Raw genomic sequence first — 22,561 nt, 5'->3', positions numbered from 1 at the left:
GGCTTTTACTGCATGCCGTCTTTCCTGCTTAACTCCTTTTCCATGTCCGTTCCGACCACGATTACCATTGCCCCGAATTCAGCTCAGCCCCTGACCGTTTCCCGCCTCGGCTACGGCACCATGCGCCTCACCGGGCCCGAAATCTGGGGGGAGCCCGCCAACCGGGCCGAGGCCCTGCAGATTCTGCGCACCGCCGTCGAGCAGGGCGTTACCTTTCTCGACACGGCCGACTACTACGGCCAGGACGTCACCAACCGCCTGATTCGGGAAGCCCTGCACCCGTATCCGGACAATTTGGTTATCTGTACCAAAGTGGGCGCCACCCGCCGGCCCGATAAGAGCTGGGTGCCCTACCACCGCCCCGAACAGCTGCGCGCCAGCATCGACAACAACCTGCGCACCCTGGGTCAGGAGCAGATTCAGCTGGTGCACCTGCGCCTGATGGGCGCCGGGCCGGTGCCGCTGGCCGAACAGCTCGGGGCCATGTTTGAATTGCAGCGCGAGGGCAAGATTCTGCACGTGGGCCTGAGCAACGTAACCCGGCCGGAGCTGCTAGAAGGCCTGCAGCTGGGCTCTATTGCGACGGTTGAAAACATGTACGGCTACGCCCAGCGCACCACCGTACAGCTGCCCCACGGCGGTGCCAACCCCGGCGGCGAGGAAGTGCTGGATTTGTGCGAGCAGCACGGCCTGCCGCTAATTCCCTTCTTTTCCCTGCTCCACGCTCTACCCAAGGCCGACAGCCGCATTAGTGAAATTGCCCGCCGGCACCAGGTCTCCGAAGCCCAGGTAAACCTGGCCTGGCTGCTGCACAAGTCGCCCTGGCTGCTGCCCATTCCCGGCACTTCGTCGCTGGCCCACCTGCGCGAAAACCTGCAGGCCCGCGACCTGCACCTCAGCGCCGAGGATATGGCCTACCTGGGTTAGCCGGGTACGTTCCTGCCGGCTGATTCGCATTGCGGCGGGGCTCCATTACTCGTGGGGCCCCGCCTTTTTTGATACCTTGCCGCATGCTCACCGACACCCTCCGCCAGCTCTTCCGGCGCGACCTGCACCGTCTCCACCAGGAAATCACGCAGTACCACCACGAGGAAAACCTCTGGCTCACCGCGCCGGGCATTGCTAACCCCGCCGGTAACCTGTGCCTGCACCTGGTCGGCAACCTGAAAACCTACATCGGGGCCGAGCTGGGCGGCGTGGCCTACACCCGGCAGCGCGACCTGGAATTCTCTGCCAAACACGTGCCTCGGGCCGAGCTGCTGCGCCAGCTCACGGAAACTACCCAGCTCGTCGACCACACCCTACGGCACCTGCCCGCCAGCCGCCTGGCCCAAGAATATCCGCTGCTAATATTCGAGGAAAAAACGTCCACCGAATACTTTCTGGTGCACTTGGCTACGCATCTGGCTTATCATTTGGGCCAAGTCAATTACCATCGGCGGCTACTGGACGCGCAGCCCGCGAAACAGTAGCCGGGGAAGTTTAGCGGCGGGCTTGGAACGGAATCCGGCGTTTGCCCCCTTTTGAGCAGCTATTCGGCCCACCAAAACCAACTATACCCTCTGGATTCTGAGCCTAAATCAGCTTTATTTCGCGGCATGAAACGCAGCTTTTGGTATGGCATTGTGGGCCTGCTACTGGCGGGCCCGGTACACGCCCAGTCTGTGACGGGCGTATGGCAGGGCGTGGAAACGGATACCGGGGAACCGGGGGCCAACTGGCCGGCCGTGCTCCGCCTCCAGAAAGGCAAGGGCACCGGCCTGTTTGGGGTGCTCTACCAGGAAGTAGGCGGGCAGCCCGGCACCTCGGTCACGTTTCAGGTGCAAGGCACGCCCACGGCCAAGGGAGTACGCATCGAGCACGGGCGCAAGCTCAATGAAACCGGGGGCTCGGCCTTCACTTACTGGTGCGACGGGGCCATTACCTTCACCTACGACCCCGCCCTGGAAAAGCTCACCGGCAAAGCCGCCTACCGCCCCGTGGGCGACTGCGACGTGGGCACGTTCACCTTTTACCGGGTCAAGCTCAAATCGGCGGCAACGGTGGCGGCCGGCGTCGAAACCACGATTCGCGTCACGGGCCGCAACGTGCTCTGGTACGCCGATGCTGAGCTTAAGCAGCCCGTCACGACGGGCAACACTTACCGCACCAAGCTCGCCAAAACCACCACGTTTTACCTGGCCCAGGGCTACTATCCCACCAAGCAGAGCCCGGTGGTGCCCATCACCATTCGGGTAACCGGCAGCCCCCCCGCGCCCAAAGCCACCCCGCCAGTGGCCGCCACGCCCCCCCCGGCGCCTACGCCCACCCTGCCGCCCCTCGACACGGCCCGCCCCGCCCCAGCTCCGACGCCCGTAGTCGTGGCCCCGACGCCCGTGGTGCTGCCCACCGTGCTCTTTAAGCTGGGCACGGCCGAGCTGCTGACCGAGGGCGTACCGGCTCTCCACCAGCTAGCCGCCGAGCTCAAGGCCCGGCCCACGCTGCGGGTGCGCATCAGTGGCCACACCGACAAAATTGGGGAGCCCGAGAAAAATCAGGCGCTTTCCGAGCAGCGGGCTGAGGCGGTAAAAGCGTTTTTGGTAAAGGATGGCATTGCGGCGGAGCGCATCAGCACCGCCGGCTACGGCGACACCCGCCCGCTCTACGCCTCGCCCGACGCCCGCAACCGCCGCGTGGAAGTGGAGGAGGTAAAGTAAGCCCGGCTAGTCTGCCACAGGATTCACTAGCTTGCGCCAAACAATCGTTTATGCCCCCTTCTTTACGCCACTTTCCAGCTCTGGCCGGACTAGCTTGTGCAACGCCGCTTTGCGCTCAGCAAGCCCCCCAAAACGACTACCCAAGTGCGGGTAATGCCCCGTGGTGAGATTATTAAGAAAAAGCTGCCCGCTGATTTGCCACAGACCAAACTGCTATTCATTACGTATGAAGCTGCGGAAGTGCCTTCCCAACGACCCAAAGGCATGAACCCCATGCAGTACGGGGCTCACAAAGATCATAACTCGGTGATTGGTGAAGCCAACACTCAACTGCAGGAAACGGCAGCGCAGTACCCGTATGCCTATCGAATTACCACGGACGATTCCATTGCTTACTACCAAGACCACGGCTACAAGTACTTATTTTTCAATTCATCCTTCTACACGTTTATTGCGGGGGAATATATAGGCTATAATCCGAACCGTGGTACCCTGTACCCAGAATCGGTGGACGCGTATATTCGTGACTTGACTACCAACGATAAGTACGTGTTCAATTTTGTGGGGGAGCGGGACACGTACAAATACAGAGTTATGGTAGAGATGCTGCTAAAAAAGATTGCCAAGCAGTTTTAGGCCGCAAACCACCTGACGACCACAATGCCCCAAGCTTCCCCTGAACGTATGCAACCCGCCTCCAAGCTACCTATGGCCGTCCGATTAAGTAGTGCTACTACCGCCCTGTTGCTGATTGTGGGCATTCACTCCGCCACCAACGCCCAGACGAACCCCGCCTGGAACAACAAGCAGTGCGCCGTGGTACTGACCTACGACGACGCCATCGACGGGGACCTGGACATCGTAGTGCCGGCCCTAGACTCGGTGAAGCTGCGGGGCACATTTTATTTGATTGGCTCCTCGCCGGTGGTGGCCAAGCGCCTGCCCGAGTGGCGCCGTGCCGCCCAGCGGGGCCACGAGCTGGGCAACCACGCCCTGATGCACCCCTGCGACGGCAGCCTGCCCGGCCGCAGCTTCGTAACGCCCGACAACGACCTGAGCAAGTACACCGTCAATCGGGCCGTGCAGGAAGCGCGGGTCAACAACGTGCTGCTCAACGCCATCGACGGCAAAACGGCCCGCACCTTCGCCTACCCCTGCGGCGACCTGACCATCGGCGGCGTCAAGTTCTACGACCAGCTCCGCCCCGACTTCGTGGCCGCCCGCGGCGTGCAGGCCGGCCTGCAAACGCCCGCCCAGATTGACTTGACCAACATCGAGAGCTACATGATTAACGGGCAGTCGGGCGACTATCTGGTAGACTTGGTGAAGCAGGCCCAGGCGTCGCACACGCTGCTGGTGTTTCTGTTTCACGGCGTGGGCGGCGGCCACGGCCTCAACGTGGATTTGAAGGCCCACCGCCAGCTGCTGCGCTACCTTAAAGCCCACGAAAAGGAAATCTGGGTGGCCCCGATGGTAGAAGTAGCCGAAAAAGTTAAAGCCGCCCAAGCGTCAGCTACTCGGAAGCCCTAACCGCCCGGCCCACCCGAATGACGCTCCGCTTTTCCCTTCTGCTCCTACTCAGCCTGAGCCTGGGTACTGCCAGCCAGGCCCAGCGCCGCTTCACTCTCAGCGCTGGCTCGGCCCGGTACTCGGCCGAGCTGACCGTGGCCGGCTGCGCCGACGGCCAGTGCGAGGGCCCGGGCACCGTGCGGCTGTTCAGCAAGCAAACCAAGCAGCTGGTTCAGACCTTCACCTCCGCCGACCTGAACTTCTTTCTCGACGACAAGAACCACACTCAGCCGACGGTGAACGTGGTGGAGCTTTACGGGGAGCAAAGCCCGCTGATTTTCGCCGATTTCAACTTCGACGGCACCGAGGACCTGGCCATCCGCAACGGCAACAACAGCAGCTACGGCGGCCCGTCCTACGACGTGTACGTGTACGCCAGCCGCCCCCGCAAATTCGTGCCCAGCGCCGAGCTGACCACCCTGGCCTCCGAAAACCTGGGCATGTTTCAGGTCGACCGGGCCCGGCAGCGGCTTATTACCTATGAAAAAGACGGCTGCTGCTGGCACCTGACCACCGAATACGCCGTGGTGCCGGGTAAAGGCCTGCTCGAAACCAAGACCGTGGAAGAAGACGCCACCAGCGCCGCAGAGCAGGTCGTCGTCACGACCCGCCAGCTGGTACAGGGCCGCTGGCGCACGGCCGTGCGGCGCTTTCCCCTCAAAGAGTATTACAAGGACTAGCGCCCAACGCTTCGAAACTAGACGTGGCGGCCGGGGCCCGGTGCCGGCCCATTTGGTTTTATCTATATAGATTTGCCCCCATTAATACGGCGGGGCCCTTTCCAGCGTCCCGCCCCAGCTGGTCTTTCCTTTCTATCCTTTCCTTTCTCCTTTCGCTATGCGCATAACCCGTTCCGTTCTGGCCGCGGCCGTGCTGCCCGCCACCTTCGTGCTGGCCGCCAGCTTTACCCCCGCCCCCGTCGCCGACGCCTTTACCCAGGGCGTCATCACAACCCGCGTCTCGTTGCCGGGCAACCCCTACGACAAAATGCTCACCAAGCTCGACCCTACCAAGGGCGACCTGAAGGGCCAGATGGAGCGGCTGGCCGCCAGCCTCACCCCGGCCGAGCAGCAGCAGTTTCAGGCGGAGGCTGCCCAGCTAAGCCCGGCCATGACGATGGGCGCCCTGATGTTGCCCCGCACCGGTACCATCTACTGCCGCGGTACCCAGGCCCGGGCCACCACCGACGCGCTGTCGTACCACCTGGAAAACTTCTTCGACAGCGCCAAGAACACCGGCCTGCTGCTGCTCGCAGCCCAGGCCGCCCCCGACCAGGTGGCCTACACCTACAACGCGGCATCGGTGAAGAAAACCTGGCAGAGCATCGTGGTAACGGAAGTGGACTATGCCGTGAAGCCCACCACCGAAACGGCCGTGGTAGCCGGCCTGCCCAGCCAGAAAACCACCTACACCCTCAAAAACCCCGCGGCGGCTACCACCACTGGCCCCGGCGCCACGGGCAGCCAGAAGCCCTTTGCCCTCGACGTCTGGACCTCGGCCCAGATTCCGGCCGCCCTCAACTTTGCCCACCCGGTCTACGTCAAGGAAAAGCAGGGCATCACCAAGCTGGTCGTGTACTTCGACAAGGAACGCAAGCAGCGCATGGTCTACGAGTTTGCCAACGTGCAGCGTAAGCCCGTCACCGACCAGGACCTCAAAATCAAAACCACCACCCCCGTGCTCGACTACGCCAAGGACGAGATGCAGATTGCCGGTATGTCGCTGCGCATCATGCTCGGGGGCATGGGTGGCGGCCCCAGCCAGGGCCAGGATTCGGGCCAGGACTAGGGCCGGGTTGTGGGCAGCCAAGCCCGGCTTTGGCAACCAGGGCACCGGGCAACTGACGGCGGGGCCGGCCTTATACAGCAAAAGGGCTATATTGGCCCCAAATTCCCTGACATTCACCTTTGACCAGCTTATGTCATGCGAAAACCATCCACCACTTTCTCCGCCCTGCTCCTGCTCGGCGGCGTGGGCACCCTGGGCTTCCTCTGGAGCCAGCTGCGCGGCCTAAGCCTGCGCTTCGACCTGCGCGACGAAGACGCCCCCGACGAGTACTGCTGAGCGGACTCGCCACCGGCGCTAATTTCACCAAAGCCCCGTTTCCGACGGGGCTTTGCTGTTTTCCGGCCGGATTACTTCTAGTCAGAGCATTGATTTACCGGCTGGTGCTCACCCCGCAAAAGCAATTCGGACTGAAAAAAGCAGGCGGCGGGAACAACAAAAAAGTTATGCTTGCATAACAATATCCTAACCATTCCGTATTACCTTTGCACTCAACAAGCTGAATTGCTTTAACATACCTGTATTATCATGAAAAAGACCACTGCCTTATCGTCGCTGCTATTGCTGGGCGGCCTTGGGTCCCTGGGCTACCTGACGGCTCAACTCAAAGACCTCAACCTGCATTTTGACCTGCGGGGCGAAGACCAGTGCTACTACTGCTAAGCTCCTGCGCGGGCCAAGCGTAAAGGAAAGCTCCGCTGCGGCGGAGCTTTTTTGTTTTTAGGCCGTAAATAATCCGCCAGTCAGAATCAGGGGGTTAGCCGGGCCAAAATAAAAAAACCACATCCATTCGAGCCGGTTTTCGGTACTTCACAGTTCCACGGCCCGTGCGGGGCCGCTGGCTTTGTTTCACCCACCGACTTCTTCCGCCCCGAGCCCACGGTGCTGCGCCGGGCCGGAAGCCGCGTACAACCTCACTGGTTTATGAATTTAAACAGCCTCCAGGAGCAAATCAGCTACATCATCGGGCGCGATTTGGCCCGCAACTTTGCCCAGCAGGGCCTGCAGCTCGACATCGACGTGCTGGCCGCCAGCCTCAAGGAAGGTTTGGCCGGAGAGCCCAGCCGCCTCAGCCAGGAGCAGATGCGCAGCGCCATGGAGCAGCTGCAAGCCCAGATGGGCGGCCCCGAAGAAGATGACACCCAAGAATCCCAAGATATGAGCAACAACAAACAGGCCGGCGAAGACTTTCTGGCCGAAAACAAGAACAAGCCCGGCGTAACCACCCTGCCCAGCGGCCTGCAGTACGAAGTGCTGACCGAAGGCAGCGGCCAGAAGCCCGGCCCCCGCAGCTCAGTAACCACCCACTACCACGGCACGCTCCTCAACGGCACCGTATTCGACAGCAGCTACCAGCGCGGCCAGCCCGCCACCTTCGGCGTCAATCAGGTTATTGCCGGCTGGACAGAAGCCCTGCAGCTGATGCCCGAAGGCTCAAAGTGGCGCCTCTACATCCCCTCCGACATGGCCTACGGCAAGCGTGGCGCCGGCCGCGACATCGGGCCCGACTCGGCTCTGATTTTCGACGTGGAGCTGATCAAAGTAAACAACTGAAGCCCGGCTTCGGCCTCTCGTACCGCTAGTGCCACCCAGCCCCCGAGCTGGGTGCGCACCAGCACGGCCGAAGTAAAACGCCCTGCGGCCCCGGCCCCCATGTCTGCCCCTGATACTCCGCTCCCCTCCGACGAGCCACATCCTATTCCGCAACCCGCCGCCCGGGCTGAAGCTGCCCCGCTGCCCACGCTCCGCAGCGAAAACGGCCGCCTGGAGCTCACCGCCGACAACCTGACCATCAACGGGCAGCGCTATGCGTTGCTGGAACTGGAAGGCGTGGAAGTGCAGCCCGTACGCTGGCTGCTCTGGTTTATGCTCGGCGGCCTGGTACTGGCCGGCTTTACCCTGGCTTTTCTGCAAAACTGGCTGCGGACCATGCCCGCCATGTTTGGCATGGCCCTGGGCGCCCTTATTCTGGCCTACGGCAACCGTGGGGCCAACCGCCTGCGCCTGTTTCGCCTGGGCCGTGAAGCCGCCTACTTTTCCTTTTCCGGCGCCTCCGAGCCCTGGCTCCGCCTGGCAGCCGAGGCCAACCACCGCATCCGTCAGCGCCACGACGAAGCCGCCGCCGCTGCCGAAGCTCTCTTGCGCGCCGAAACCGAAGCGGCGGCAGTGGCTGCAGCCGCGCAAGCGCAACACGCCGCTGATGCGGCGGAAGGCTTTACGCCGCTTCCCTAAGCGCCGGCGCCGGGCTGGTCAACCTAATCTATCCTTCATCATTGATTTAGCGGGTTTGCCCTACCTTTGCCCGCTTTTATTTGTAAGGCAAGCTTCTCCTTTTCCCTCCTCTCATGGACGCCAAACATCGGCACACCGCCATTTCCACTGCCGGCCTACTCATTGCCCTCGGAATTATCTACGGTGACATCGGGACTTCCCCGCTCTACGTGATGAAGGCCATTGTGCCCGAGCTCATCGACCCGCGGCTGGTGCTGGGGGGCATTTCCTGCGTGCTCTGGACCCTGACCCTGCAGACTACCATCAAGTACGTACTGCTCACTCTGAATGCGGACAACAACGGGGAAGGCGGCATTTTCTCGCTCTACGCCCTGGTGCGCCGCCGGGCCGCCTGGCTGACCGTGCCGGCCATCATCGGGGGTGCGGCCCTGCTGGCCGACGGCGTGATTACGCCGCCCATTTCGGTGGCCTCGGCCATTGAGGGGCTCAAGCAGGTGTATCCGCACCTAAGCCAGGACATTATCGTCTACATCGTCATTGCCATCATTGCGGGCCTGTTTTTCCTGCAAAGCTTCGGCACCCAGATTGTGGGCAAGGCCTTCGGGCCGATTATGTTCCTGTGGTTCAGTATGCTGGGCGTACTGGGCGTGAGCTGGATTGTGCAGAACCCGACGATTCTGAAAGCCGTCAACCCTTACTACGCCTACGAGCTGCTGGTGGAATATCCCGGCGGGTTCTGGCTGCTGGGGGCCGTATTCCTGTGCACCACCGGGGCCGAGGCCCTGTACTCCGACTTGGGCCACTGCGGCAAGGGCAACATCCGCATCAGCTGGGTGTTCGTCAAAACCTGTCTGGTGCTCAATTACTTCGGCCAAGGTGCCTGGCTGCTCAGCCACCAGGGCCAGCAGCTGGCCGGCCGCAACCCGTTCTATGAGCTCATGCCCAGCTGGTTTCTGCTCATCGGTATCGGCATTGCCACCATTGCCGCCATCATTGCCTCCCAGGCCCTGATTACGGGCTCCTTTACGCTGGTGGCCGAGGCCATTCGTCTCAACATGTGGCCCAAGGTGAAGCTCAACTACCCCACCGACGTGAAGGGCCAGCTCTACGTGCCTAGCATGAACCGCCTGCTGCTGCTGGGCTGCATCGGGGTGGTGCTCTACTTCCGCGAGTCAAGCAACATGGAAGCCGCCTACGGCCTGGCCATTACCCTGACCATGCTCATGACCACGCTGCTGCTCACCATGTGGCTGCGCTCCAAGCGGGTGCCGCTGGTGGTTGTGGTGCTGTTTGCCTTGCTCTACGGCGGTATTGAGGGCTCGTTTTTGGTGGCCAACCTGATTAAGTTTCCCCACGGCGGCTGGGTGTCGCTGGCCATCGGCTCCACGCTCATTGGGGTAATGTACGTGTGGCTGCGCGCCTACTACATCAAGCGCCGCCTGACGGAATTCGTCAAGATTGACCCCTACATGGACGCGCTGAAAGAGCTCAGCAACGACGAATCGGTGCCGAAGTACGCTACTCACCTGGTGTTCATGACCTCGGCCGAGCGGGCTTCCGAAATCGAGTCCAAGATTATCTACTCCATCTTCCAGAAGCGTCCCAAGCGGGCCGATATCTACTGGTTTGTGCACGTGGACACCACCGACGAGCCGTATACCATGGAGTACAAAGTGGTGGAGCTGGCCCCCGACGACGCTTTCCGTATCACCTTCCGCCTGGGTTTCCGCGTCGAGCAGCGCATCAACCTCTACTTCCGCAAGGTGGTGGAAGACCTGGTGCGCAACCGCGAGGTGGACATTACCTCCCGCTACGAGTCGCTCAGCAAGCAGCACGTCACCGGCGACTTCCGCTTCGTGGTGCTGGAGAAATTCCTCTCGGTGGAAAACGACTTCCCCGTCATGGAAAAGCTCGTGATGCAGGCCTACTTCTACATCAAGCAGTTTATTGCCTCGGAAGACAAGTACTTCGGCCTCGATACCTCCTCGGTGAAGGTGGAAAAGGTGCCGCTGGTCATTACCCCCGTGCGCGACGTGGCCCTGAAACGGGTGATGTAAGAATTTCTGAACCCGCCGATTTAGTCGACCTGCCGAAAAAAGCCCTGCTGTGCACCAGCGGGGCTTTTTTCGTTTTCAATGGTGGCTGGGCTACGAGTCCGATGGCCAAAATGTTATGCTAGCAGCATATTGTATTTAAACTATGTTTTGCGTCCATTCGCCTATTGCTCTGTTCGTTCCAACCCAAACACCCACAATTCTATGCGTACCACTACCCTTTCCGCGGCCCTGCTCGGGCTGCTCTTGGCCGGCTGTCAGCAGCAGGCCGACGACCAGCTCCTGCCCCAGCCCGCCGACAACCCCAAAGAGGCCCTCAGCAGCCAGCAGCTCGACGAGCACATTCTCAAAACGCTCAACCAAACCGGCGTCTTCGACTGGAACCAGGCCACGCCCCACTTCGTGTGGAGCGCCCTGACCCGCTCCGACTATGTGCTGTCGGTGGGCTACCGGCCAGTGGGCGCGGGTGCTGCCATTCCCGACAATGCCGCCACCGACCCCGCCTGGCTGGCCGCCCGGGAGCAGGTGCTGGCCCTGATTCTGGCCGAGGAGCGCAAAACCCGGCCCGAGTTGACGCTGCAGGACCTGATTGCCTACCAGGAAAACGTGCTGCCCGTGCTCGACGTGACCGTGCGGGAGCTGAGCACCATTCAGCAGCTGCGCACCTCCCCGCTGGTGCGCTACGCCGAGCCCATCGGCTACGAGCCCAACCGGCCCACTACTATAGCTAATAAAACGGCCTCTTCCCTGAGCAGCAGCGGCTGCGGCAACAACACGGCTACGGCCGGCCTGGTAGCCGGCTCCGACTACGCCACGCTCAGCAACGGCAGCAAGTCGAGCTGGAACCAGGCCGACCAGTACCACGGCATCCGGGCCAGCTGGAGCCAGAGCTCTGGGCAGGGCGTTAAGATTGTCATTATCGACTCCGGAAGCTCTGATGCTCAGGAGAATCTGGACTCGGCCTTCAACCAGGGCCTGAGCTCGGGCCGCACCATCGAACGGCTCGTGACCCTGCCCCGCAACTCCATCTTCGGCATTCCCTACGGCGAGGCCGAAACCCCCAACGACGGCTGCGGGCACGGCACCAGCATGGCCGGGGCCGCCGCCGCCCCGCGCGGCACCGACGGCGCCTCAGTGGGTGTAGCCTACAACGCCAGCCTGATAACCATCCGGGCTTCGGAAGACGTGTTTATCGACGGCAGCCGGGAAGTAAAAGGGGTGTCGGACGCCTACATCCTGGCCGGCAACCGCGCGGACGTGCGCATCATCAGCATGAGCATGGGCCGCCTGACCTCGTCGTCGCAAATGACCGACGCCATTCGCTACGCCTACGGCAAGGGCAAGCTCATCTTCTGCGCCGCCGGCACTTCCTTCGACTGGAGCGCGGGCTGGGTGGGCGTAATCTACCCCGCTTCCCTGGCCGAAGCGGTGGCCGTGACCGGCCTCAAGGACGACCTCACCAGCCGCTGCGACGAGTGCCACACCGGCGCCGATGTGGAGTTCAGCGTGGTAATGCAGCGCACCAGCAACGACCGGCGCGCCCTGACGCTGGCCATGAGCGGCGACGCGCCCAGCACCGTGGGCGGCTCGTCGGTGGCCACCTCCAGCATGGCCGGCATGGCCGCCGTCGTCTGGTCGCGCTACCCCGCCGAAAGCCGGGCCCAGATCATGAGCCGCCTGGTGGCCAGCAGCAGCAACCGCAACGCCCGCAGCAGCAGCTTCGGTTGGGGCCGCGTCAACGTGGGTGCCGCCGTAGGCGTGCTACCGCTGTAGCATCCTTGTTATTAAACACAAAAGGCCGCGGAGTATATCTCCGCGGCCTTTTATCATTTAGCACGTCCTTTCGAGCCTAGCAAGACATCTCGCGTGCTGAGGTTGCCACAGTAACCGTCATGCTGAGCGAAGTCGAAGCATCTCTCCCGCAATGGTAATTGATTTTACTTTGGCGGTAGAGATGCTTCGACTTCGCTCAGCATGACCGTTCTACAGCTTTACCCTACTTCACCCGCAGCCACTTGTTGAACACCGTTTGCTGGGCGGCCGTGGGGTTGGGCAGCTTCTCGATGCGGTAGCGCTGGGTGGCATTGGCAACCAGCGGCAACGTCAGCTCCTTGATTTGCCCGTCGCGGTTTACGAGCAGCGTGATAGTAGCGCCGGCCGGGGCGCCGGTCAGCAGCTTGTTGGGGTCGTCGGTAAGGCGGGCGCCGTTGATGGCCAGGATTTCGTCGGCCACGCTCAGGCCGCCCTGCCAGGCGCTGCCGTTGCGCACCACGCTGGTCACGGTGTACTTACCGCCCGTGGTGCTGACGTTGGCGCCCAGGGAAGCATCCGAGGAAACCGGCGTGGTGGTCAGCGTCAGGCCGGCGTAGCCCAGGGCCGTGCTGTAGGGCAGAGTTTCGGTGCCGTACACGTTTTTGCGGAAGAAGTCGTCGAAGCGGCGGCCGGCTACTTTGGCCACGGCATCCTGGTACTCATCATCCGTAAAGCCCCGGCCCAGCTTCTTGTAATACTGGTCGTAGAGGTAGCGCATCACGTCGTCGAGGCTTTTCTGGCCCTTGGTTTCGTTGATGACCATCAAGTCCAGCACGGCCCCGATTACCTCGCCCTTGTCGTAGTAGCTGATGCCGGTGTTCTGCGAGTTTTCGTTGGGCCGGTAGTACTTAATCCAGGCGTCGAAGCTCGACTCGGCGGCCGACTGCTGCTTGTTGCCGGGCGTATTCTCGACGCGGCCAATGCCGTTGCTCAGGTCGGCCAAATAGCCGTCCGGGGTTACGAAGCCGGCGCGCTGCACAATCAGGTTGCTGAAGTATTCGGTGCCGCCCTCACTGACCCAGAGCATGTGGGTGTAGTTTTCCTGGTCGTAGTTGAACGGGCCCAGGGCCACGGGCCGGATGCGCTTCACGTTCCAGAGGTGGAAATACTCGTGGGCCACCAAACCCAGAAAGCCTTTCCAGCCGGCTTCCGAGCTGTAGGCGTTGCGCGAAACCGAGAGCGTAGTCGAAAACAGGTGCTCCAGGCCGCCCGTACCCCGGTCAATGTTGTGGATGATGAACACGTAGCGGTCCAGCGGGTTCTGGCCCACCACGCGGTGCGCCTCCTCGCAGGTGCGCTTCATGCCGTCCAGCAGCCGGGCCTCGTCGTACTGGGGGTTGCCAAACATGGCAATGGTGTGGGGCGTGCCGTTGGCCTCAAAGCTGAGCACCTTGTGGGTCCCGATTTCGATGGGCGAATCGGCCAGCTCATCATAGTTGGCCGAGCGGAAAGTGAAAGCGCCGCCGGTGGGCTTGAGGCTGGTCGTGACCTGGGTCCAGCCCGGGGCGGGCTGCACGGTGAGGGTACTGGGCAGCTGCTGGCCCTCGGCCGGGTACATAAACACGCTCGTGCCGTTCAAATAGCCGTGGGCCGCGTCGATAAAGCTGGTGCGCACGCTCAGCTCGAAGGCATACACGCGGTAATGCACCGTGAAGTCCTTGGCTTTGGGGTGGTACACCCGCCAGGTATTCTTGCTGATTTTCTCGGTCCGCAGCGTTTCGGAGCCGGCTTTGGCCCCGAAGCCCTCGACGTTTTTGGCAAATTCGCGTACTAAATACGAACCCGGCGCCCACACCGGCATCTTCACGTCAGTATACTGTTTGCTGAAGCCGCCCAGGGCCATATCAACTTCGAAGTAGTGCGTCTGCGGCGCCGGCATCGACAGGGTGTAGCGCAGCGTGGAAGCCGCCTGAGCCGGCGCAAACTGGCTCAGCAGCAGCAGAGCGGCCACGGCCAGCAGCCGGCGGAGAGAAGAGTGAATCATGCGGAAAAAGGAGTGAGTAAGGAAAGGAACTACGGGCGGCCAGCGCCACTTTCCCGACACCAAAAAGCGGCCGGGGTTGCAAGATAGCGCCGAAACCCAACCCGGCCGTAACGCGCTTTGGCGGGCCCAAACCATTTTTTCGAGGAACCCGCACCCGAGCTCCTCCGTTAGGGCAAGGCGGCCCGATATATCCCGGCGCCTATGTTTACGGCAGTATGCGGTACGTTTGGCTTACATTCCTGACCCTGGTAGCTGGCCTCGTGGCTTTCTTTAGCTGGCAGCACCTGCACAAGCAGCCCGGCCGCACGGTGGCCGTGGTAAGCTCCGACGTGCCGGCCCGGGCCGTGTCGGACACCATGCCCCCGGCGGCAGCCCCCAGTGGAGAGCTGCCCGGCGCCGACCGCCTCATCGACTTTGCCATGCAGCAGCTGGGCTCGCCCTACACCTACGCGGGCACCACCCCTACCGGCGGCTTCGACTGCTCGGGCTTTCTGCTCTACGTTTACAACCACGTGGGTATTGCCGTGCCCCACTCCACGGCCTTGCTCATCAACGCGGGCCGGGCGGTGCCGCGGGAGCAGGCCCGGCGCGGCGACATGGTCATCTTCACCGGCACGGCCCAAACCTCGACCACGCCGGGGCACGCGGGCATTATCATCTCGGAGCCGGGCGAGCCGCTGCGGTTTATTCACTCCTCGTCGGCCCGGCGCGAGTCGGGCGTGAAAATCAGCCAGGTGGAAGGCACCGATTATGAGCGGCGCTTCATGGGCATCCGGCGGGTGCTGGATGGGGCCGTGGTTAATAGCCCCGCTAAGTCGTCGCCGCCGAAAGCAGCCGGGCCCGCCGTGGCTCCGGTGACTCCGCTTAAGCCCAAAGCGCCGCAGGTGGCCAGCACGCTCGTAGTACCCGCGCCCAGAGTAGTCCGCCGCCCGGTGAAGCGCACTAAGACCAAGACGGTGGTAAAAACCACGCACCCGGTTCCGGCGAAGGTCAAAACCAAAGTCGCTACGGCACGCAAGCCCGCGGCCAAACCGGCGGCGAAGAAGACCACGAGCAAAAAACCGGGCACAAAAAAGCCGGTAGTTCATCAGAACTAACGGCCCGGCAATTCATAACGGCTATAAAAAACGATACCCGGTTTGCCTATGCAGAACCTCCAGGGAGGCTGCTGGGCAAAACCGGGTATCTAATCCTTCAAATCTTACCAAGCGACGAGCCTGGGGTACAGCCCCGTCATCCGTTGAGTAAGACCTTGCCAGAATGCGGGAACCCGCCCTGAAGGGCTAACAAAGGTTCCGCGCGAAAGCTGTTGTTAAGCGCGTCCGGCGGTGAAGCGGACTACATTCGACAGGCTTGGCAGGATTTGTTTGGGACTACTAGACATTTTGTACCTCCTTTCTTTAGATCCGACATCCCCCATCGGCGCTACCCAGCACCTTAGGGCTGCTTGGATGGGGTCGTAGCACTCACTACTGGCAGTTAAAGTAAATAGAGGGCGGGATGGTTCAAAATGGAAACGCCTTTTTTTAGGCTGTTTGCGAAGATTTTTAGCCATACCACTGACCATCAGCACCTTTTTTTCATTAAAAAATTTCTAATGCGGTAGCTCCGGATGCGGATTGCGTCTTGGCCTCAAACTTGCAACTGCCGGCCCCAACGGATAAACTGGGGCGCATGCCGCGTATTCCAGAGTTTTATCCTATCTTTTTCGCGTCAATATCCCACTCACCCTTAGTACCCATGAAAAAAACCCTGTTCCTGTGTCTGGCCCTGCTGTTGGGCTTCGCGAACCTGGCGTCGGCGCAAAAACTTTCCCCGCTCGGTATCTGGACCAACGAGGAAAAGAAGGCCACGTTTGAAATCTACCAGCAGGGCGACAAGCTCTACGGCAAAATCGTGACCCTGACCGTACCCAACGACCCGGCCACCGGCAAGCCCAAGCTTGACTCGCAGAACCCCGACCCCAAGCTGCGCAACCGCCCCCGCCTGGGTCTGGTGTTCATGAAGGACTTCAAGAAGGACAGCGAGAACAAGTGGGACGACGGCACCATCTACAACCCCGAAGATGGCAAAACCTACTCCTGCTACATGAAGGTGCTCAACGCCAACACCATGGAAGTAAAAGGCTACATCGGCTTCTCGCTGATCGGCAAATCCCAGACCTGGACCCGGGTGAAATAACCACCCACCCGGCCCCGAACGGACAAGCGACGCCCCCCTCGGGGCGTCGCTTTTTTTCTGCTACCTTCCAGCCGGAAACCTTCCCCGGCCATCGGCGGTTTAGGCGGTCCACTCCTTCCGCGCCTTGAAAACCATTCTGCTCAGTTTGCTGCTTTGCCTGGCCTGCTCGTGGGGAGCCGCGGCCCAAACGGTCGTGCCCCTGGGCGTGTGGGCCGACGACACGGGCGAGTCGCACATCGAAATCTACCGCTGCGGGGAGCTGCTCTGCGGCAAACTAGTGTGGCTGCAACAGCCCCAGGAGGCCATTACCGGCAAGCCCAAGCTGGACCAGCACAACCCCGACCCCGACAAGCGCACCGTGCCGTTGCACAACATGCCGGTGCTGCAGGGCCTGCGCTACAACCCGGGCTCCGACCGGTGGGAAGACGGGCAGATTTACGACCCCAGCAACGGCCACACCTACTCTTGCTACCTGAGTATGGCCGGCAAGGACAAGCTGGAAGTGAAAGGCTATATCGGTTTTTCGCTCATTGGCCGCTCCCACTACTGGGTGCGGGTGCGCTAGAGGTTAGGTACCTAAAACACCTCCTCAATGCGGTAGGGCTTGCCGCGGAAACTGAAAGTTTCGCCCACCCGGCTCTGGGCCATGGCCTGGTAAAGCGGGGAAAACGCCGAAATAGCAAAGTAGGGCGTGCCGTCAACCTTGATTTCGCCCAGGCTCACCGAGATATAGAAGCGCTGCGAATCGGTGACGACGACCGTGCCCACGCCGGGTTGGTTTTTGGGCGGCCGGGCTTCGGGGACGCGCTGCAGGGCCTGCAGGCCGTTTAGGGCCTCGTCGAGCTGGCGGGCAAACAGGTCGCGCTGAATCTGGCAGGCCTCCCGAAACGACTCAAACTTGTCTTCGATGGCGCCCTGGCTCTCCTTGGCGCTTTCCTGCACGTCGAGCATGGCCTGGCGGGCGTTGTCGGCCTTGAGCTGCTGCACGCGGCGGCACTCCGACAGCAATTGTTTCTTAAGAACGGTACGTTGTTTGGTAGTCATAAAGTAACGGGCAACGGTAAGGATAGAAAACCAAAGACCCGGATTTGGCGCCCCGGGCTGCGCGTCCCTTAAAAACTATTTACGGACGCCAGTGTTTCATTCTCAAACTCACTCCCTCCCCTTGCTTTCCTTTTTCAAGAAGATATTCTCTGGCCGGCACCCGGCAGGGCCCACCAGCTGGCAGCCGCTGAAGCGTACTGCGGCCCAGCAGCGGGCCCACGAGCAGTGGGTAGCGCAGCAGGTATATCTGAACTGGATGGGGCCGTTTTTTAAAGCCTACCACTTCCAAAAAACTGGCGTGTGCGCCAAGCAGCTGCGGGTGCAGCTCATCAAGGACGAGGCCCGGCAAGGCGCCCTGTTCTTCTACGACCCCAGCATCGGGCCCGGCAACTTCCGCCACCTCTTCGATTTTATCCGGGACCAGCTCATTGCCCAGGGCTACAATGCAGCCGTGTCGGACCAGCGCCTGGTAAAGCACGAGCGGTACACGGAGAGCATCGAGAAGCACTTTCTCAAGCCCCAGCCCCACGACTGCACCGCCACGGGCCGCTGCAACCAGCGCTTCGGCAACGTGACGGTGGATTTGGTCAGCATCAACGGGCAGCCGGGCTTTATCCGTTTTGTTGCCAACCCTTACCAGGACGCCATTTTCACCCCCGCCGCTTCGTTCGATTCCCTGATGGACACCTTATTCAACCTGCCCCCGGCCCCGCCCGAGGTGCAGCAGCTCATCAAACAGTATCATAAATAAGTGGCTCCCACAACTGAAAAGCCCCGCCGGATAACCGGCGGGGCTTTTTATTAGCACGAAAATGGCGGGCTTTACTCGCGCACGAAGCGGGCCAGGGACACTTCCCCTTCCGGAGTGGTTACCTGCAGATGGTAGAGGCCCGGGGCCAGGGCGGCGGTAGAAAGCTGGGTGTGGCTGGCCCCTATCGTCTGGCGCAGTACCACGCGGCCGGTTAGGTCCGTTACCACGGCCTGGGCCGTGCGCATGGTCAGGCTGCCCAGCTGCAGGGTTTCGCGGCAAGGGTTGGGGTACACGGCCAGGGGGAGCACCGCCGCGGCCGTCTTAGTAGCCAGCGTGTTGTCGCGGCTCACCAAGCCGCTGCCGTTGAGTAGCCACTGGTCAGGGTCTACTTGAATGCTGCTCACGGTGCCGGCTACGGGCAGGGTGAATGAGGTTTCGGCCTGGCTCTGGCGGCGGCGCACCGTCTGGCTGGTCCCGTTGGTATAGTTGATTTTGTAGTCTACTTCAGTGTCGAAGAAGGGCGTCACGGTCGGCATCGACACGGTTTCGGTGGACTTAAGGTAGAGCGAAGTGCCCACCTGGTTCCAGCGGACGGTGAAGGTCGGGTAGCCTTCCCCGCGGTACCACTGCCGGAAAAAGGTATCCAGCGACACGCCGGCTTCGGCCTCAAAGATGCGCTGCAGATCCGTGGTGCGGGCCGTGCTGCCGGCAAACTGCGTCTGGTAGGTGCGCAGGGCCCGGAAAAACTTCACGTCGTCGTTGAGCAGGTAGCGCAGCATGTGAATCACGGCCGCGCCTTTCTTATAGCTCAGGCGGGGGCTGAAAATGCGGTTGACGTTGGTCGTGTCAAGCACCAGTACGCTGCCCCCGGCGCTTTGCATGGTCGTGGCGTGGGCGTTGTCCATCCAGCTGCGGGCCTGGGCAGGGGTCGAAAAAGCATTCAGCGACAGGTACTCCCCGTAGGAAGCAAAGCCTTCGTTAAGCCAGATATCCTGCCACGAAGCGCAGGTCACATTGTCGCCAAACCACTGGTGAAACAGCTCGTGGGCCGTTAGGGTGAAGCTGAACCCATCCTGGGTGGTCATGGTCTGGTGCTCCATGCCGCCGCCGATGGGGCCCATCGAGTGCCCGTATTTCTCCTTGGCAAACGGGTAAAGGCCGACCAGATTGGAGTAGTTCTCGATAAAGCCCGGGGTCCGGTCAATTTCGGTGCGGTAGTAGTTCAGGGCCGCCGTGTTGTAGAGGTAGTTGACAATCGGAATCCGGGGGCCGCCGGCGGGGTTGGCGTAGTTGACGTACTCCACGTAGGGCGCCACGGCCACCGAAATCAGGTAGTAGTCGATGGGGTAGCGGGACTTCCACTCGTAGCGGCTCTTGCCGTTGGATTGGGGCGTGACGCGCTCCAGAACCCCGTTGGAGCCCACCTTGTTGATATTGGACGTCGTGACCCAGACGTCGGAAGAGTCTGCTTTATCGGTCAGCACCTGCTTGCAGGGCCACCACTCGTAGGCGTTGAACGGCTCACTCAGGCTCCAGGTCACGCTGGTGCCGAAGTCCGGATCTACGTCCGTGTCCAGGGCGTTGCCGATGGCGGCCGAGTTGCCGTTGGGCGCGGTGCCGCGGTAGTAGATGTAGGCGTCAAACAGCGCATTGGCGGGGGCCGCCTGGGCCAGGCCCACGGTCACGTCGCCGAGGGCGCGCCGGATGCCGGTGACCTTTTTTTTGTTTACCACCACCGAGTCGATAGTCAGCGTGGGGTAGAGCTCAAAGGCCAGGGAATCGAGGCTCTGGGCGCCGGCCCGGGCCAGCATGCGCACGGAGCCCCCCACATTGCGGGAGTTGTTTTCCAGGGCAATATTGAGCTTGTAGTACTTCACGTCGTAGCGCTCCATCTTCTGGCGGTGGGCCACCGTGGTGGCGGGCTGCCGCAGGGCGGCCTTCTGGTGAGTCAGGGCGCAACTACGGGCCGCAGTGCCGTTGAGGTCGGCCGCCTGGGGCTGGTAGCTGGGAATCTGGGCCTGAGCGGCCCCGGCCAGCAGCCCGCTGGTCAGCAAGGAGTAAAAAATACGACGCATGCGAAGCAAGTAAAATGGATGCCTCCCCAAGGGCTGGGATGCCCCGGGAATAAGTGCAGCTAAGATACGCACCGGGGCGCAAACTCCGGGCGAAACGCTGGGGCCGCCGCCGTAGGTTTTGTATCTTTCGAAAGCCCTTAGCCTTCGCGCCTATGCCTCGTTTTTTACTTTGTTTTTTTTCGATTCTTCTTCTCCTTGGGCTAGCAGCCCCGGCCGGGGCCACCCATATTGTGGGCGGCGAGCTCGACTTGCAACATCAGACGGGCAGCACCTACCGCCTAAACCTGAACCTGTACTTCGACGCCGTGAACGGCAACCCCGGCGCCCTGGATACGGACCTGTCGGTGGGCATCTTCGAAAAGGGCACCGACCGGCGCATGCAGAACCTGACGCTGCCGCTGGTGTCGAATACGGCCGTGGTGTATTCCGACATTGCCTGCACCCTGCCCATTTTGGGTACCCGCCGCATTCAGTACTCCAGCCTGCTTACGCTGGCCGCCACGACCTACAACAACCCGGCCGGCTACTACGCGGCCGTGGAGCGGTGCTGCCGCAACAACAGCATCCGCAATATTCGCAACCCCGGCAACGCGGGCCAGACCTACTACCTGGAGTTTCCGGCCGTCGTGCGCAACGGGCAGCCATTTATCAATTCCACGCCCCGGATTTTTCCGCCCCTGAGCGACTACGCCTGCCTCGGGGAGCTGTTCTACTACGACTTCGGCGGCCAGGATGCCGACGGCGACTCCCTGGTGTATGAGCTGGCCACGCCCCTCAACGGGCACTCCAGCACCAACCAGCCCAAGCCTCCCCAGGCCGACCCCCAACCCTACTCGCTCGTGCAGTGGATGCCGGATCTGAGCGAACTAAACCAGATTCCGGGCAACCCGGCCCTGACGGTAAACCGCTTTAGCGGCCGGCTGGAGGTGCGGCCCAGCAGCGTGGGCTTGTTCGTGTTCGGCATTAAATGCCTGGAGTACCGCAAAGGCATAAAAATCAGCGAGGTGCGCCGCGACTTCCAGCTGCAGGTCATCGACTGCCCCCGTAACATCAAGCCCGAGGTGAAGGTGCTGCTGCCGGGCAGCAACCAGCCTTACCAGTCCACCAAGGACGTACTGCACCTGGTGCCCGGCAGCAGCCGCTGCCTGCGGCTGCGCTTCACCGACCCCGACCCCACTTCCCGCCTCACGTTGTCGCTGCACCCGGTCAATTTTAGCGGCCCCCTGCCTTCCTTTAGCCTGGTGCAGGGCACGGTGCGCACGGCCGGGGCTCCCGACACGCTGTTTTCGGAAATGTGCTTTCCCAAGTGCTTAGACACCAAAGGCCGGGTGTATCTGCTCGACGTCATCGTGGCCGACAACGGCTGCAGCCTGCCCAAGCGCGACACGGTGCGCCTGGCCTTTACCGGCGTACCCGACCCGAATAGCCCGCCCACGGTGGCTACCACGGCCGGGCCGGGCCTGCCCCTGCACGTGCGCATCGGCGACCTGGTTACCTTCCAGGTAACGGGCCAGGACCCCGACGCCGACCCGGTAACGCTGGAAATGACCGGCCGGGGCTTTACCCCCGGCAGTCTGGGGGCCTCCCTGGTGCCGGGCCCGGCCGGCTCCCCCACCCGCGGCACCTTTAGCTGGCGCGTACCCTGCCCGCCCACCGATAAGTTTCTGTACGAATTTGAGTTTACGGCCGCCGCCAAGCCCTGCGACGAGCGGCAGGCCTCCCCGCCGGTGGTGGTGCCCATCCAGATTGACTACACCAACACGCCCCCGACGCTGACGGCCTCCGATGTGGCCCCGCTGATCAAACGGTACCTGGGGGAGCCCTACACGCTCACGCTCGAAGGCCTCGACGCCGACAACGACCAACTGACGCTAACTGCTTCGGTCAACGGTATTTCCCTGGCCGAGGCCGGTATGCGCTTCACGGCCCGTAACGGCGCCGGCAAAGCCACCGCCACCTTTGAGTGGGACCCGAGCTGCACCGTGGCCCAGCGCGAAATCACCGAGGTAACCTTCCTGCTGCAGGAAACTACCTGCCGGCCGGTACCCACGAGTCACAAGCTGCGCTTTGAAGTGCTGCGCCCCGAGGTGCCGGATTTCCTGCCGGCCAATATTTTCACGCCCAACAAGGACGGAGTGCACGACTTCTTCGAGCTTCCAACCCTGCCCCCCGACTTCTGCGACTCGCGGCTGGCCAACATCAAAATCTTCAGCCGCTGGGGCAACCTGGTGTACCAAACCACGAACCGCACCTTCAAGTGGGACGGGGGTAGCTTGCCGGCCGGGGTGTATTTCGTGCTGATTGAATACACCGACAAAAGCTACAAGGGTACCGTGACCATTGCGCCGTAGGCCCCGCTTACGCCTGACCGACGCGCA

21 protein-coding genes are annotated in these 22,561 nt (G+C 61.9%); 18 read left to right on the top strand and 3 right to left on the bottom strand.

The genetic code is table 11. From position 1 onward, the window contains the following. The first annotated feature begins 42 nt into the window (after window positions 1-42). From CLV45_RS08505 to CLV45_RS08455, 13 genes are all read left to right on the top strand, one after another. On the top strand, window positions 43-927 hold the full coding sequence (locus tag CLV45_RS08505) for an aldo/keto reductase (RefSeq protein WP_211289917.1): 885 nt from the start codon (window positions 43-45) through the stop codon (window positions 925-927). 83 nt (window positions 928-1,010) lie between these two features. After that, window positions 1,011-1,472 carry a DUF1572 family protein gene (locus CLV45_RS08500; RefSeq protein ID WP_100335933.1) on the top strand — a complete coding sequence of 154 codons (462 nt, stop codon included), beginning with the start codon at window positions 1,011-1,013 and terminating at the stop codon, window positions 1,470-1,472. 126 nt (window positions 1,473-1,598) lie between these two features. Continuing rightward, entirely contained in the window at window positions 1,599-2,696 is a 1,098-nt protein-coding gene (locus tag CLV45_RS08495; protein WP_100335932.1) for an OmpA family protein, read from the top strand. A gap of 96 nt (window positions 2,697-2,792) precedes the next feature. Further along, complete coding sequence (locus tag CLV45_RS08490; RefSeq protein WP_100335931.1) at window positions 2,793-3,332, top strand: hypothetical protein; 540 nt, start codon at window positions 2,793-2,795, stop codon at window positions 3,330-3,332. Window positions 3,333-3,380: 48 nt separating this feature from the next. Continuing rightward, window positions 3,381-4,226 carry a polysaccharide deacetylase family protein gene (locus CLV45_RS08485; RefSeq protein WP_245882788.1) on the top strand — a complete coding sequence of 282 codons (846 nt, stop codon included), beginning with the start codon at window positions 3,381-3,383 and terminating at the stop codon, window positions 4,224-4,226. 17 nt (window positions 4,227-4,243) lie between these two features. Continuing rightward, window positions 4,244-4,945: an XAC2610-related protein gene (locus CLV45_RS08480; protein WP_100335929.1), complete on the top strand. Its 702-nt coding sequence runs from the start codon at window positions 4,244-4,246 to the stop codon at window positions 4,943-4,945. A 157-nt stretch (window positions 4,946-5,102) separates the two neighbouring features. Then, window positions 5,103-6,053 (top strand): hypothetical protein, encoded by a 951-nt coding sequence (locus tag CLV45_RS08475; RefSeq protein WP_100335928.1) that lies wholly within the window; start codon window positions 5,103-5,105, stop codon window positions 6,051-6,053. Between the two features lie 135 nt (window positions 6,054-6,188). Then, window positions 6,189-6,329: a hypothetical protein gene (locus CLV45_RS24880; protein ID WP_157807375.1), complete on the top strand. Its 141-nt coding sequence runs from the start codon at window positions 6,189-6,191 to the stop codon at window positions 6,327-6,329. 249 nt (window positions 6,330-6,578) lie between these two features. Beyond that, complete coding sequence (locus CLV45_RS25450) at window positions 6,579-6,713, top strand: hypothetical protein (RefSeq protein ID WP_262496868.1); 135 nt, start codon at window positions 6,579-6,581, stop codon at window positions 6,711-6,713. 261 nt (window positions 6,714-6,974) lie between these two features. After that, window positions 6,975-7,604: an FKBP-type peptidyl-prolyl cis-trans isomerase gene (locus CLV45_RS08470; RefSeq protein WP_100335927.1), complete on the top strand. Its 630-nt coding sequence runs from the start codon at window positions 6,975-6,977 to the stop codon at window positions 7,602-7,604. Window positions 7,605-7,703: 99 nt separating this feature from the next. Continuing rightward, window positions 7,704-8,282, top strand: a complete 579-nt coding sequence (locus CLV45_RS08465) for a hypothetical protein (RefSeq protein WP_157807374.1) — start codon at window positions 7,704-7,706, stop codon at window positions 8,280-8,282. A 113-nt stretch (window positions 8,283-8,395) separates the two neighbouring features. Further along, window positions 8,396-10,339 carry a KUP/HAK/KT family potassium transporter gene (locus tag CLV45_RS08460; RefSeq protein WP_100335925.1) on the top strand — a complete coding sequence of 648 codons (1,944 nt, stop codon included), beginning with the start codon at window positions 8,396-8,398 and terminating at the stop codon, window positions 10,337-10,339. A gap of 201 nt (window positions 10,340-10,540) precedes the next feature. Further along, on the top strand, window positions 10,541-12,109 hold the full coding sequence (locus CLV45_RS08455; RefSeq protein ID WP_157807373.1) for a S8 family peptidase: 1,569 nt from the start codon (window positions 10,541-10,543) through the stop codon (window positions 12,107-12,109). A 223-nt stretch (window positions 12,110-12,332) separates the two neighbouring features. On the opposite strand, the gene CLV45_RS08450 is transcribed toward CLV45_RS08455, so the two are convergent. Further along, window positions 12,333-14,132, bottom strand: a complete 1,800-nt coding sequence (locus tag CLV45_RS08450; RefSeq protein ID WP_100335923.1) for a M61 family metallopeptidase — start codon at window positions 14,130-14,132, stop codon at window positions 12,333-12,335. Window positions 14,133-14,347: 215 nt separating this feature from the next. Between CLV45_RS08450 and CLV45_RS08445 the strand changes: the two genes are divergently transcribed. The 3 genes from CLV45_RS08445 to CLV45_RS08435 all read left to right on the top strand — a co-directional run bounded on the left by CLV45_RS08445 (window position 14,348) and on the right by CLV45_RS08435 (window position 16,878). Further along, window positions 14,348-15,229, top strand: coding sequence for a C40 family peptidase (locus CLV45_RS08445; protein WP_100335922.1), 882 nt, complete (start codon window positions 14,348-14,350; stop codon window positions 15,227-15,229). Between the two features lie 643 nt (window positions 15,230-15,872). After that, a complete protein-coding gene (locus tag CLV45_RS08440; RefSeq protein WP_100335921.1) occupies window positions 15,873-16,313 on the top strand; it encodes a DUF2147 domain-containing protein in 441 nt (146 codons plus the stop codon). Window positions 16,314-16,437: 124 nt separating this feature from the next. Then, the gene (locus tag CLV45_RS08435) at window positions 16,438-16,878 is read left to right on the top strand and encodes a DUF2147 domain-containing protein (RefSeq protein ID WP_245882783.1); all 441 of its coding nucleotides are present in this window, start codon (window positions 16,438-16,440) and stop codon (window positions 16,876-16,878) included. Between the two features lie 11 nt (window positions 16,879-16,889). Here CLV45_RS08435 and CLV45_RS08430 read toward each other — a convergent pair whose 3' ends face one another. Further along, the gene (locus CLV45_RS08430; RefSeq protein ID WP_100335920.1) at window positions 16,890-17,357 is read right to left on the bottom strand and encodes a hypothetical protein; all 468 of its coding nucleotides are present in this window, start codon (window positions 17,355-17,357) and stop codon (window positions 16,890-16,892) included. A 121-nt stretch (window positions 17,358-17,478) separates the two neighbouring features. Here CLV45_RS08430 and CLV45_RS08425 point away from each other — a divergent pair, with 121 nt between their 5' ends. Next, a complete protein-coding gene (locus tag CLV45_RS08425; RefSeq protein WP_100335919.1) occupies window positions 17,479-18,108 on the top strand; it encodes a hypothetical protein in 630 nt (209 codons plus the stop codon). Between the two features lie 71 nt (window positions 18,109-18,179). Here CLV45_RS08425 and CLV45_RS08420 read toward each other — a convergent pair whose 3' ends face one another. Then, a complete protein-coding gene (locus tag CLV45_RS08420; RefSeq protein ID WP_100335918.1) occupies window positions 18,180-20,183 on the bottom strand; it encodes a M1 family aminopeptidase in 2,004 nt (667 codons plus the stop codon). A gap of 152 nt (window positions 20,184-20,335) precedes the next feature. On the opposite strand from CLV45_RS08420, the gene CLV45_RS08415 reads away from it, so the two are divergent. Then, complete coding sequence (locus CLV45_RS08415; protein ID WP_100335917.1) at window positions 20,336-22,534, top strand: gliding motility-associated C-terminal domain-containing protein; 2,199 nt, start codon at window positions 20,336-20,338, stop codon at window positions 22,532-22,534. Window positions 22,535-22,561 lie beyond the last annotated feature (27 nt).

Source organism: Hymenobacter chitinivorans DSM 11115 (assembly GCF_002797555.1).
GTDB lineage: Bacteria > Bacteroidota > Bacteroidia > Cytophagales > Hymenobacteraceae > Hymenobacter > Hymenobacter chitinivorans.
Note: the sequence above shows the minus strand (reverse complement) of the source record. Positions and strands in the feature narration are given on the sequence as shown.